6 protein-coding genes are annotated in these 13042 nt (G+C 69.9%); 5 read left to right on the top strand and 1 reads right to left on the bottom strand.

The genetic code is table 11. From position 1 onward, the window contains the following. Positions 1-672: 672 nt before the first annotated feature. The 5 genes from ACLBWX_RS10010 to zwf all read left to right on the top strand — a co-directional run bounded on the left by ACLBWX_RS10010 (position 673) and on the right by zwf (position 11925). Entirely contained in the window at positions 673-2121 is a 1449-nt protein-coding gene (locus ACLBWX_RS10010; protein WP_447676907.1) for an MdtA/MuxA family multidrug efflux RND transporter periplasmic adaptor subunit, read from the top strand. A gap of 70 nt (positions 2122-2191) precedes the next feature. Next, a complete protein-coding gene (locus ACLBWX_RS10005) occupies positions 2192-5317 on the top strand; it encodes an MdtB/MuxB family multidrug efflux RND transporter permease subunit (protein WP_447676906.1) in 3126 nt (1041 codons plus the stop codon). Further along, positions 5314-8619, top strand: a complete 3306-nt coding sequence (locus ACLBWX_RS10000) for an efflux RND transporter permease subunit (protein ID WP_447676905.1) — start codon at positions 5314-5316, stop codon at positions 8617-8619. The genes ACLBWX_RS10005 and ACLBWX_RS10000 overlap by 4 nt, the downstream gene beginning before the upstream one ends. Positions 8620-8798: 179 nt before the next feature. Continuing rightward, positions 8799-10274: an efflux transporter outer membrane subunit gene (locus tag ACLBWX_RS09995; protein WP_447676940.1), complete on the top strand. Its 1476-nt coding sequence runs from the start codon at positions 8799-8801 to the stop codon at positions 10272-10274. A 124-nt stretch (positions 10275-10398) separates the two neighbouring features. Next, positions 10399-11925, top strand: coding sequence for a glucose-6-phosphate dehydrogenase (gene zwf / locus ACLBWX_RS09990; RefSeq protein ID WP_447676904.1), 1527 nt, complete (start codon positions 10399-10401; stop codon positions 11923-11925). Here the strand turns inward: zwf and ACLBWX_RS09985 are convergent. Beyond that, on the bottom strand, positions 11905-12711 hold the full coding sequence (locus ACLBWX_RS09985; protein WP_447676903.1) for a restriction endonuclease: 807 nt from the start codon (positions 12709-12711) through the stop codon (positions 11905-11907). The two genes, zwf and ACLBWX_RS09985, sit on opposite strands and share 21 nt — an antisense overlap. Positions 12712-13042 lie beyond the last annotated feature (331 nt).

The raw sequence follows: 13042 nt of genomic DNA, 5'->3' as shown, positions 1-13042 counted from the left end.
CGGGTGGGACGGTGTCAGGGCGTGGCGTAGCACGCCCCTTCGTCCCGAAGAAATGTGCGTCCTCGCACGCGGCTTCGCTCGCATCTTTCCACCGCGCCTGACGATTGTTGACTTTCATCAGCCATCACGTAACTTCCGATCCACGGCTGGAGCGGTGATGGCCGGCACGGGACTTCGCCCCCTCGTTCCGTGCTCGTGTCGTCGCCGCTCCGGTCCGTCTCAAAAGAGGTCGTCGCTCCCCCAGCGGCGGCCTTTTTCATGTCGTCGCACAACACCGACGCAAGAGGCGGTTTCGACAGCCGGTTCGCGCCGACCGCTTTGCAGCAATACGCCGGAAACGCGAAGGCCGCACTGGAGTCGCATTGGTCGCCTAGGTCGTCTTCCATGCCGCGCCGCGACCGCCTTCGAGACCTGGGACCGGCCGGTGCCGAGACCCGATTCCGAGCCATCGCGTGTCGGCCGGGATTCGGCTGCGCGGCGGGTGGGGTGCGACGTCGTTCGATCCTGTCCCGGACCGTCCGGGGGCCTTATCTCATCCCTGTCGGCGGGCCGCGCGGGTCAGGCCCGGCGCGCGGCCCGGGATTGCGTCGCGTCCAGGACCGTTGGTCTCGGGAGGGCCTTGCGGTTCTTCCGCTCGCAACGCCGACCGCAACACGTCATGATCGTTAGGCCATGAACGAAACCTCGCCCATCCGCACCGAGACAGCGCGCGAATATCCCGGGGCGCTGCCGGGCGACGCGCTACCGGGCGACGCGCTACCGGGCGATGTACGCGGCACGCCGCCCGTCCGGCGCCGCAGCCGGGCGGGCTTCTGGTTCGTCCTGCTCCTGATCCTCGCGGGCGCCGGCTATGCCGGGTACCGCTCCTACCTCGCGCCGAAATCGGAGAGCCAGGTGGCCGCCCCGTCCGGGCGCGGCAAGGGTGGCGGACGCGGTGGGCATGGCGAGCCGGCCCAGGCGGTGGGGATCGCCACGGTGGCACCCGGCGACGTGCCGATCGTTCTCGCCGGCCTCGGCACCGTGACGCCGCTCGCCACCGTGACGGTGCGCTCGCAGATCAGCGGCTACCTCACCGAGATCGGGTTCCGCGAGGGTCAGACCGTGAAGAAGGGCGACTTCCTCGCCCAGATCGACTCGCGGCCCTACGAGGCTCAGCTGGCCCAGTACCAGGGCCAGCTCATGCGCGATCAGGCGCTGCTGCAGAACTCGAAGCTCGACCTCGCCCGCTTCCAGCGGCTCTCCCAGCAGGACTCGATCTCGAAGCAGAACGTCGACACGCAAGGGGCTCTCGTGAAGCAGAACGAGGGCACGGTGGCGGCCGACCAGGCCCTCGTCGACCAGCAGAAGCTCAACATCACCTATACCCGCATCGTCTCTCCGGTGGAGGGCCGCGTCGGCCTGCGCCAGATCGACCAGGGCAACTACATCACCGCCGCCTCCACCAGCATTGTGGTGGTCACGCAGCTTCACCCGATCTCGGTGGTCTTCACCCTGCCGGAGGACGACGTGGCGCGCGTGATGCGGCGGGTGCGCGCGGGCGCCAAGCTCGCCGTGACGGCCTACGACCGGGGCGACACCAACGTCATCGCCACGGGCGTCCTCGACACCGTGGACAACCAGATCGATACCACCACCGGCACCGTGAAGCTGCGGGCGATCTTCGAGAACCAGGACGACGCGCTGTTCCCGAACCAGTTCGTCAACGCCAAGCTCACCGTCGACACGGTGCGCGCTGCCCCCATCGTTCCCACCGCTGCGATCCTGCGGGGGACGCCGGGTACCTACGTCTACCTGATGCAGGGCGACGACAAGGTCGTGGTCCGGCCGGTCAAGCTCGGCGAGGCGGACGGCCCGCGGACGGTGGTCACCGAGGGGTTGAGCAACGGCGACCGCGTGGTCGTGGACGGCACCGACCGTCTGCGGGATGGGGCCGGCGTGCGGGTGACCGAGGAGGGCGGCAAGGCCGTCGCGGCACCCGCTCGCGAGGCGTCGGCCAACACGCCCGCGATGCCGGCGGCCGCCCCCGTGAAGGAAGGCGAGAAGGCCGATGCCGCCAAGGCGGACGCGGTCGCCCCAGAAGGCCAGAAGCGCGAGCGCCGCCGCCAGAAGCCCGCCGAGTGATGTCCTGCGTAACGCGGATCCGCCGTGCGCATCTCACTCTCCCCTCCGCAGAGAGGGGAGGGCTGGGCTCATGAACCCGTCCCGCCTCTTCATCCTGCGGCCGGTCGCCACCACGCTGTTCATGCTGGCGATCCTGCTCGTCGGCATGGTGTCGTACCTGAACCTGCCGGTCTCGGCGCTGCCGTCGGTGGATTACCCGACGATCCAGATCCAGACCTTCTATCCGGGCGCCAGCCCCGAGGTGATGACCTCGGCGGTGACGGCTCCCCTGGAGCGGCAGTTCGGGCAGCTCGCCAACCTGAACCAGATGACGTCGCAGAGCTCGGCCGGGGCCTCCGTCGTCACCCTGCAGTTCAGCCTGGACCTGCCCCTCGACATCGCCGAGCAGCAGGTTCAGGCGGCGATCAACGCGGCCGGCAACCTCCTGCCCTCCGACCTGCCCGCACCCCCGATCTACGCCAAGGTCAATCCGGCCGATGCGCCGATCCTGACCCTGGCGCTGACCTCGAAGACCCTGCCGCTGACCGAGGTGCGCGATCTCGCCGAGACGCGGCTGGCGCAGAAGATCTCGCAGGTGGCCGGCGTCGGCCTCGTCAGCACCGGCGGCGGACAGCGGCCCGCCGTGCGCATCCGCTTCAACGCCCGGGCGCTCGCGGCCTACGGCCTCAACATCGACGACCTGCGCACCACGGTCACCAACCTCAACGTCAACACGCCCAAGGGTACCATCGACGGCCCGACCCAGTCCTACGCCATCAACGCCAACGACCAGATCCGCGACCCGAAGGCCTACGACGACGCGATCATCGCCTACAAGAACGGTGCGCCGGTCCGGCTCTCGGACGTGGCCGACGTGGTGAACGGGCCGGAGAACACCAAGCTCGGCGCCTGGATGGACGAGACGCCGGCCGTCATCCTCAACATCCAGCGCCAGCCCGGCGCCAACGTCATCGCCACCGTCGACAAGATCAAGGCGCTGCTCCCCCAACTCCAGGCGACCCTGCCGGCCGCCATCACCGTGACCGTGCTCACGGACCGCACCACCACCATCCGCGCCTCGGTGCACGACGTGCAGGTGGAGCTGGCGCTGGCCATCGGCCTCGTGGTGCTGGTGATCTTCCTGTTCCTGCGCAGCGTCTCCGCGACCCTGATCCCGAGCCTGTCGGTACCCCTCTCCCTGATCGGCTCCCTGGCCGTCATGGACCTCTACGGCTTCTCCCTCGACAACCTGTCGCTGATGGCGCTCACCATCGCCACCGGCTTCGTGGTCGACGACGCCATCGTGGTCATCGAGAACATCGCCCGCCACGTGGAGGAGGGCGATTCCCCCCTGGAAGCCGCGCTCAAGGGCAGCCGCGAGATCGGCTTCACCATCATCTCGCTCACCGTCTCGCTGATCGCGGTGCTGATCCCGCTCCTGTTCATGGGCGACGTGGTCGGGCGCCTGTTCCACGAATTCGCGATCACGCTGGCGGCCACGATCATCATCTCGGCGGTGGTCTCCCTGACCCTCGTGCCGATGCTGTGCGCGCGGCTGCTCAAGGCCCACGTGCCCGGGAAGTCCGAGCGCCGCGAGGGCGTCATCGCCCGCACCGCCCGCCGGGGCATGGACGGCATCATCGCGAGCTACGGCCGCATGCTGCGGGTGGTGCTGCGCCACCAGACGCTGACCCTCCTCGTCACCCTCGGCACGATCGCGCTCACCGCCTACCTGTTCGTGGTGATCCCGAAGGGGTTCTTCCCGGTGCAGGACACCGGCGTCATCCAGGGCGTGACCCAGGCCGACCAGACCGTCTCCTACGCCGCCATGGCCGAGCGCCAGCAGAAGCTCGCCGCCATCGTGCTGAAGGACCCGGACGTGCAGAGCCTGTCCTCCTTCATCGGGGTCGACGGCCAGAACGTCACCCTGAATTCCGGCCGCTTCCTCATCAACCTGAAGCCGCAGGACGCGCGCACCGCCCGCGCGCCCGAGATCATCGAGCGGCTGAAGGCGGCCACCACGAACGTGGCCGGCATCCGCCTCTACCTGCAATCGGTGCAGGACCTGACCATCGACACGGCGGTGGGCGCGACCCAGTACCAGGTCATCCTGGAGAACCCGAACCTGACGGAGTTCGAGACCTGGGTGCCGCGCTTCGTGCGGGCTCTGCAGGCCTCGCCGCTCCTCATGGACGTGGCGAGCGACCTGCAGGCGAGCGGGCTCGCGGCCTACATCACCATCGACCGGCCCACCGCAGGGCGCTACGGCATCACCCCGGCGACCGTCGACAACGCCCTCTACGACGCCTTCGGCCAGCGCATCATCTCGACGATCTTCACCCAATCGAACCAATACCGGGTCATCCTCGAGGCCGACCCCGAGCTGCACAAGACGATCGAGAGCCTGGACCACATCTACCTGCCGTCCTCCACGGTCGCCTCCGGCCAGGTCCCGCTCTCGGCGGTGGCCCAGGTCAGCGAACGGCGGGCACCGCTGCTGATCAGCCATCTCGGGCAGTTCCCCGCCACAACCGTGTCGTTCAACCTCGCCCCCGGCGCGGCCCTGGGCGACGCGGTCTCGGCGGTCGAGGCGGCGCGGCAATCCATCGACCTGCCGCCGAGCTTCCGCGTGGTGCCGCAGGGCTCGGTCTTCGCCTTCCAGTCGGCGCTCTCGAACCAACTGTTCCTGGTGCTGGCCGCCATCGTCACCGTCTACATCGTCCTCGGCGTGCTCTACGAGAGCTTCATCCACCCGATCACCATCCTGTCGACCCTGCCCTCGGCCGGCATCGGGGCGCTGATCGGGCTGATGCTGTTCGGCCTCTCCCTCGACATCATCGCGATCATCGGCATCGTGCTCCTGATCGGCATCGTGAAGAAGAACGCGATCATGATGATCGACTTCGCGCTCCAGGCCGAGCGCGAGGAGGGGATGAGCCCCCGCGACGCGATCTACGAGGCCTGCATCCTGCGCTTCCGGCCGATCCTGATGACGACGCTGGCGGCGCTGTTCGCGGCCGTGCCGCTCATCGTCGGCACCGGCGTGGGGTCCGAGCTGCGCCAGCCACTGGGCATCGTCATCGCCGGCGGCCTCATCGTGAGTCAGGTGCTGACCCTGTTCACCACCCCGGTGATCTACCTCGCCTTCGACCGCCTGGAGCGGCGCCTCTCCGGCCGCCGTGCCGGCGGCGCCGACAGCGTCGAGGCGCTGCCGTGAACGTCTCCGAGCCGTTCATCCGTCGGCCCGTCGCCACCACGCTGCTGACCATCGGCGTGCTGCTCGCCGGCATCTTCGCCTTCATGAAGCTGCCGGTGGCACCGCTGCCGCAGGTGGATTTCCCCGTCATCCTGGTCCAGGCGCAGATGGCCGGCGCCTCGCCGGAGACCATGGCCACCACCGTGGCGGCGCCGCTGGAACGGCGCCTCGGCTCGATCGCCGACGTCACCGAGATGACTTCGACGAGTTCGCTCGGCTCGGTACGCCTCGTGCTGATGTTCGGGCTCAACCGCGACATCGACGGCGCGGCCCGCGACGTCCAGGCGGCGATCAACGCCGCCCGGGCCGACCTGCCGACGGCCCTGCGCTCGAATCCGACCTACCGGAAGTTCAACCCCGCCGATGCGCCGATCCTCATCCTGGGGCTGACCTCGAACACCCTGATACCGGGCCAGCTCTACGATTCCGCCGCCACGGTGGTGCAGCAGAAGATGTCCCAGCTTCCCGGGGTCGGGAACGTCGACATCGGCGGCTCGTCGCTCCCGGCGGTGCGGGTGGCGCTCGATCCGACCGCCCTGTTCAACTACGGCATCGGCCTCGAAGGCATCCGTGCGGCCCTGGCCTCGGCCAACGCCAACTCGCCCAAGGGCGCGATCGAGACCGAGACGCGTCACTACCAGCTCTACGCCAACGACCAGGGCCGGGTGGCCGCCGATTACCGCGACCTCGTCGTGGCCTATCGCAACGGCGCCGCCGTGCGCCTCACCGATGTCGGCACCATCGAGGATTCGGTGGAGGACCGGCGCAACCTCGGCCTCGTCAACGGCAAGCCGGGCGTGATCCTGTTCATATACAAGCAGCCCGGCTCCAACGTCGTCGAGACGATCAAGGGGCTCAAGGCCGCGATCCCGCAGGTGACGGCGGCGCTTCCCGGCGACATCGACCTCACGGTCACGGGCGACCGCAGCGCCACCATCCGCGCCTCGCTGGCAGAGACCGAGGAGACGCTGGTCATCGCGGTCGTCCTCGTGATCTTCGTGGTGTTCCTGTTCCTGCGCTCGGGACGCGCCACCCTGATCCCGGCGGTGGCCGTACCGATCTCCATCGTCGGCACCTTCTCGGCGATGTACCTGCTCGACTACAGCCTCGACATCCTGTCGCTGATGGCGCTGATCATCGCCACGGGCTTCGTCGTCGACGACGCCATCGTGGTCCTGGAGAACATCCAGCGGCACATCGAGCAGGGCAGGCCGCGGGTCGAGGCGGCCCTGCTCGGCTCCCGCGAGGTCGGCTTCACCGTCATCTCCATGAGCCTGTCCCTGGTGGCGGTGTTCCTGCCGATCCTGCTGATGGGCGGCATCGTCGGGCGGCTGTTCCAGGAGTTCGCCGTCACCCTGTCGCTGGCGATCCTGATCTCGCTCGTTCTGTCCCTCACCACCACGCCGATGATGTGCGCGCTATTGCTCCGGCGCGAGGCAGCGCACGGGGCGGCGCGGCCGAACTGGCTCGTGCGCGGCCTCGAGGCCGGGTTCGACGGGATGCTGGCGGGCTACGAGCGCACCCTGCGGGTCGCCATGCGGCACCGGCGCCTGGTGGTCCTCACCCTGCTGGCGACGGTGGGGCTCAACGTCTATCTCTACATCATCGTCCCGAAGGGCTTCTTCCCCGAGCAGGATACCGGGCAGATGATGGGCGGCATCCAGGCCGACCAGCGCATCTCGTTCCAGTCCATGAAGCAGAAGCTGGAGCAGGCCACCGCCATCGTGCAGGCCGATCCGGCCGTCGACAGCGTCGTCGGGTTCACCGGCGGTCGCGGCACCAACTCGGCCAACGTCTTCGTCGGCTTGAAGCCCCGGGGCGAGCGCGAATCCATCACCGCCGTGATGGCGCGCCTGCGCCCGAAGCTGTCCCGCGTCGCCGGCGCCCGGCTCTACCTGTTTCCGCGCCAGGACCTGCGCATGGGCGGCCGCCAGAGCTTCGCCCAGTACCAGTACACCCTCCAGGGCGACACCGCCGAGGAACTGTACCAGGCCGCGCCGAAGCTGGTGCAGGCCCTGCAGAAGAACCCGATCTTCGCCGACGTCACCTCGGACCAGCAGGAGGGGGGGCTCGAGAGCCGCCTCGTCATCGACCGGGCCAGCGCCTTCCGCTACGGCCTGACCCCGGACAAGATCGACAACACGCTCTACGACGCCTTCGGCCAGCGCCAGGTCTCGACGATCTACAACCCGCTGAACCAGTACCACGTCGTGATGGAGATCGCCCCGCGCTACCTCCAGAGCCCCGACACCCTGAAGATGCTCTACGTCTCGACCTCGGGCGGCAAGGCGCGGGGCTCGGCCACCACCAACGCGGTGGCCGGCACGGTCGCGGGCGCCCCCGCCGCGGCGGCCCCCACCGGCGCCGTGGGCTCGACGGCGACCGCCGATGCCAGCGCCGCCTCCATCGCCACCGATTCCGCCCGCAACGCCGCGGCCAACGCCATCGCGGGCGGCAAGGGCGGCGCCTCCTCCAGCGCGCCGGTGTCGAGTTCCAAGGAGACGATGATCCCGCTCTCGGCCTTCGCCCGGCTGGAGACCGGCAACGCGCCGGTCCAGGTGAGCCACCAGGGCCTGTTCGTCGCGACCACGATCTCGTTCAACCTCGTGCCGGGCAAGAGCCTCTCGGATGCCACCGCCGCCATCGACGCGGCGATCACCGACCTGCGCCTTCCGGCCACGATCCACGGCGAATTCGCCGGCTCAGCCAAGAGCTTCCAGGAATCCTCCTCGCGCCAGCCGCTTCTGATCCTGGCCGCTCTCGTCGCCGTCTACACGATCCTCGGGATCCTCTACGAGAGCTTCGTGCACCCGATCACGATCCTGTCGACGCTGCCTTCGGCCGGCATCGGCGCCCTCCTGGCGCTCCTCGTCTCGGGGACCGAGTTCACCGTCATCGCGCTGATCGCGGTCTTCCTGCTCATCGGCATCGTGAAGAAGAACGCGATCATGATGATCGACTTCGCCCTCGATGCCGAGCGCACCCGCGGGGCCTCCCCCCAGGCCGCGATCTTCGAGGCCTGCCTCTTGCGCTTCCGACCGATCATGATGACAACGCTCGCCGCGATGCTCGGTGCATTGCCCCTCATCCTCGCCGGCGGGGAGGGCTCCGAACTGCGGCGGCCCCTCGGCATCGCCATCGTCGGCGGCCTGATCGTGAGCCAGATCCTGACCCTCTACACCACCCCCGTCGTCTACCTCTATCTCGACCGGCTGCGCCGCCGCGCACCGGCGTCCGGCGCCGCGCTGAGCCCCGCCGAATGAGTCCCATGTCCGCCGTGGCAGGCCGTTGCGTGCGCATCTCCCTCCCCCCCCTGCGGGGGAGGGTGCCTGCGGAGCCGGCGGGAGAGGGGGCGAGCGCTCCGGATCACGCGCTCCCCTCTCCCGACCCGCTGCGCAGGCCACTCTCCGCCGCGGAGGGGGGAGGGAAGGGGCGTTCGTGCCTGACTGCCATCCTCCTCGCCGCCACCCTCTCCGGCTGCATGGTCGGTCCGGACTATTCGCGTCCCTCGGTGGAGACGCCCCTGGCGTTCAAGCAGGGCGGCACCCGCGAGGACAGCGCCGCCTACGTGGCGAGCCGCAAGGGCTGGCGACCGGCCTCGCCCGATGACGGGGCCGAGCGTGGCGACTGGTGGCAGGTGTTTCGCGACCCCACCCTCGACCGGCTGATCCGCCTCGTCGACGTCGACAACCAGAGCCTGCGGGCCCAGGTCTCCGCCTACGAGCAGGCCCGCGCCTTCGTCGCCCAGGCCCGCGCCGCGCTCTTTCCCACGGTCACGGGCGCCCCCGGCATCTCGCGGTCCCGCTCCCTCGGGATCGAGCGCACCAACGTCTCGCTCCAGGGGCAGGCGAGCTGGGAGCTCGACCTCTTCGGCCGCATCCGCCGCAACATCGAGAGCGAGGTCGCCACGGCCCAGGCGAGCGCCGCGGAACTCGCCCTGGTGCGCCTCACGCTCCAGTCCGAAGTGGCGACCAACTACCTGACGCTGCGCTACCAGGATTCCCTCCAGCGCGTGCTCAACGAGAACATCGAGGGCTACAAGAAGAGCCTCGCGATCACCGAGAACCAGTACAACGCCGGCGTGGCCGCGCGCTCGGACGTGATCACGGCCCAGACCCAGCTCCAGACCACCCAGGCCCAGGCCATCGCCGTCGGCCTCCAGCGCGCCACCTTCGAGCACGCCATCGCGCTCCTCGTCGGCCGACCGCCCTCCGAGCTGAGCCTGCCGGTGGCGCCGCTGCCCGCGCGGCCGCCCGCGGTGCCGGTCGGCATTCCCTCGGCGCTCCTCGAGCGGCGTCCCGACGTGGCGCAGGCCGAGCGCAACGTGCAGGCTCAGAGCGAGCAGATCGGCGTCGCCGTGGCGGCGTTCTACCCCACCGTCACCCTGTCGGCTTCCGGCGGCATCTCGGGCAACCCGGCCAACGGCCTGTTCTCGGCCGTGAACCAGGTCTGGTCCGTGGCGGCCGCCGGTTCGGAGGTGTTCTACGATGGCGGCGCCCGCGCGGCGGCCCTGCGCATCACCCGCGCGGCCTACGACGCCAGCGTGGCCAATTACCGCCAGACCGTGCTCACCGCCTTCTCGGAGGTCGAGAACGGGCTGGCCGGCGTACGCATCCTCGCCCGTCAGCAGGTGGCGCAGGACGAGGCCGTCGCCTCGGCGCGGCGCGCGGTGGAGATCACCCTCAACGAATACCGGGCCGGCACCCAGAACTTCACCACCGTGGTCACCGCGCAGGCGATCGCCCTCAACAACGAGGTCAACGCCCTGCAGGTCCGGCTCAACCGCTTCACCACCGCCGTCTCGCTGATCCGCGCCCTCGGCGGCGGCTGGGACGTGCGCAGCCTGCCGAGCGGCGACGAACTCAAGGACGCCCGCCTGCCGGTGGATTCGGGCCAGGCCGTCCGCACCGACGAATAGGCGCCGATCGGGCCAGCCCGTGCGATCCGGCACGACCTTGGCCGGAACGTCGCCGGACGCCGCAGGTTGACGAGCGGATTTTGCCGTCGCGCCGCGCGGCAATCGCCAGTGGAGGCCGTGGGCCATGGACCAGACACCCCCCGCCAAAGCGCCCGCCGAGGCTCCCGGGCATCAGCCCGTCCCGGCGGCGCCGCCCTGCACCCTGGTGATCTTCGGGGCCGGCGGCGACCTGACGAAGCGGCTGCTGATGCCGGCCCTCTACAACCTCGCGGCCGGCGGCCTCCTCGATCCGGAATTCCGGATCATCGGCGTCGATCACAACGCCAATACCGACGAGGGCTGGCGCCAGAATCTCACCGACACGATGCAGTCCTTCACCACGGACCGCTCCTCCGAATTCCATCCCGATCACATCGATTCCGAGGCCTGGGGCTTCGTCCGCGAGCGCCTGCACTTCCGGCAGGGAGATTTCACCGCCGCCGAGACCTTCTCGGGCCTCGCCCAGGCGCTGTCCGGCAACGTGATCTTCTACCTCGCGGTCTCCGCCCGCTTCTTCGGACCGATCGTCGACGCCCTGGGGCAGGCCGGCCTCCTGAAGGAAGGGACGGACGCCTTCCGCCGGGTCGTCATCGAGAAGCCCTTCGGCAGCGACCTCGATTCGGCGCGGGCGCTCAACGCCCGCATCCTGAAGCAGGGCGCCGAGAGTCAGTTCTTCCGCATCGACCACTTCCTCGGCAAGGAGACGGTGCAGAGCATCCTGGCGATCCGCTTCGCCAACGGCCTCCTCGGCCCCGTCTGGCATCGCGACCACATCGACCATGTGGAGATCACCGCGGCGGAGACCATCGGCGTCGAGGAGCGCGGCGCCTTCTACGAACCGACCGGCGCCCTGCGCGACATGGTGCCCAACCATCTCTTTCAGCTGCTCTGCATGGTGGCGATGGAACCACCCAGGACCCTGGACGCCGAGGATGTCCGCGACGCGAAGGCCCGCCTGATCCAGGCGGTGCAGCCGGTCCAGCCCGGGCAGGCGGTGCGCGGGCAGTACGGCGCCGGCCAGGAGCACGGGCACGCCGTGGCGGCCTACCGCGACGAGCCGAACGTCGCCGGGGAGTCTCGGACCGAGACCTACGTCGCCCTCGAGCTCGCCATCGACAATCCGCGCTGGACGGGCGTGCCGTTCTACTTGCGCACCGGCAAGCGGATGACCGACCGCGTCACCGAGATCGCGCTTCACTTCCGGCCGCCGGCGTCATCGCCGTTCGCGACCCCCGACGCGCCCGTGACGCCCGACGTCCTGCGGTTCCGCATCGATCCCGAGCAGGGGATGGACATCGTCATGAATGCCAAGCGGCCCGGGCCGCGCCTGGATCTCGGCCGGGTCACGGCGGCCTTCGACTACGGCGACTTCTTCCGCGAGACGCCGAGCGTCGGCTACGAGACGCTGCTCTATGATTGCCTGATCGGCGACGCGACCCTGTTCCAGCGCGCCGACAGTATCGAAGCCGCCTGGGCGGTGGTCGATCCGCTGCTGAAGGCCTGGGCCGAGGCCCCGGTGGAGCCGTACGCCGCCGGCAGCGACGGCCCGGAGGGCGCGACCGTGCTGCTGGCGGCGCAGGGGCACTGCTGGCTACCGCTCGGCGAGGGTTGAGCGCGCCGGGCGCCGCCTCGCACTCGCCGGCGTCGCGGACGTCGCCGGCTGCAGATCGGCGAGCGCGTCGTGATGCAGGAGCAGGACACCGGTGGCGGCGGCGAGCTTGCGCGCCGCGGGCGTGAACCCGGCATTGGAGACCACCGCCGCCATGTCGCCCGACCAGTAGCGCATCGCCGCGGCGACCTCCTGCACGGCGCCGTTGCCCACCGGGCGCCCGTAGCGCTTGCACTGGACCACGAGACGGATCCCGCTCCGCTCGGCGACGATGTCGGCGCCCTGATCGCCGCTGGCCTGGGTCGCGCGGGCCTGCCAGCCCCCGTCTCGCAGGCGCTCCGCGCAGTAGCGCTCGTAGGCGACGCCCTCCGTCGGCGCTTCGCTCTCGTCCGGCACTGGCACGCCATCCGCCACCCGCTCGATGATGGCGAGAATGTCATTCCAGGCGCCGTCCACCGCGTCGCCATGGCCACGCGCTTCGAGCTTCGGCAACACGGTGCGCTCCGCGAAGTAGGCGCGCTCGCGCTCCCATCCGTCGCTGATCAGGTTGCCGTAGGCATCGACGAAGCATTCCTGCCGGCGCCGCAGAGCCAGGGTCGCCGCGTGCGGCCGCGCGATCCTTCGGATCAGGCGGCGCAGGCGCCGCGGCCGGTCGAGATGGTGGAGGAGGACGCCGGCGAGCGCGAGGCCGGTGCCCACGGCACCGGGTTGCCCGAGCCACAGGGCGCAGCCGCCGCCGATCACGGAAGTCCAGAACAGGCGCGCCACGAGGCGCGATCGGCCCGACATGCGGTGGTCCCAACCCGAGGGGTGCCGCGATCGTGCGACCGCCGGCATCGTCGAGCGCGACCGTGCCAGCGTAGGGTTGCACGATCTCTAACGGAGGGCGATCCCGGGACCGCGCGCGTGCGTCGGGCGGCTCGCCGATGCTGACGCCGCCAGGATGGAAGTGTGAACGCCGGGTCGCCTGTCGCTGCGAATACCGGGCTGACCTGTGAACCGAACAGCATCGGCCGGAAGGCCGGGCATTCGTCCAGGAGCGTTTGGATAACCTGTGGATAAAACGGAGAGGACCGGGGTGTCAGGCCCCGGCCCTCTGATCCGTCGATCTCGGTCCGCC

This window comes from Methylobacterium sp. M6A4_1b (assembly GCF_053345175.1).
Note: the sequence above shows the minus strand (reverse complement) of the source record. Positions and strands in the feature narration are given on the sequence as shown.

Excerpts from the sequence above, each read along its gene's own strand:
- ACLBWX_RS10010 (WP_447676907.1), top strand. The coding sequence starts at position 673 with ATGAACGAAACCTCGCCCATCCGCACCGAGACAGCGCGCGAATATCCC.
- ACLBWX_RS10005 (WP_447676906.1), top strand. The coding sequence starts at position 2,192 with ATGAACCCGTCCCGCCTCTTCATCCTGCGGCCGGTCGCCACCACGCTG.
- zwf (WP_447676904.1), top strand. The coding sequence starts at position 10,399 with ATGGACCAGACACCCCCCGCCAAAGCGCCCGCCGAGGCTCCCGGGCAT.
- ACLBWX_RS09985 (WP_447676903.1), bottom strand. The coding sequence starts at position 12,711 with ATGTCGGGCCGATCGCGCCTCGTGGCGCGCCTGTTCTGGACTTCCGTG.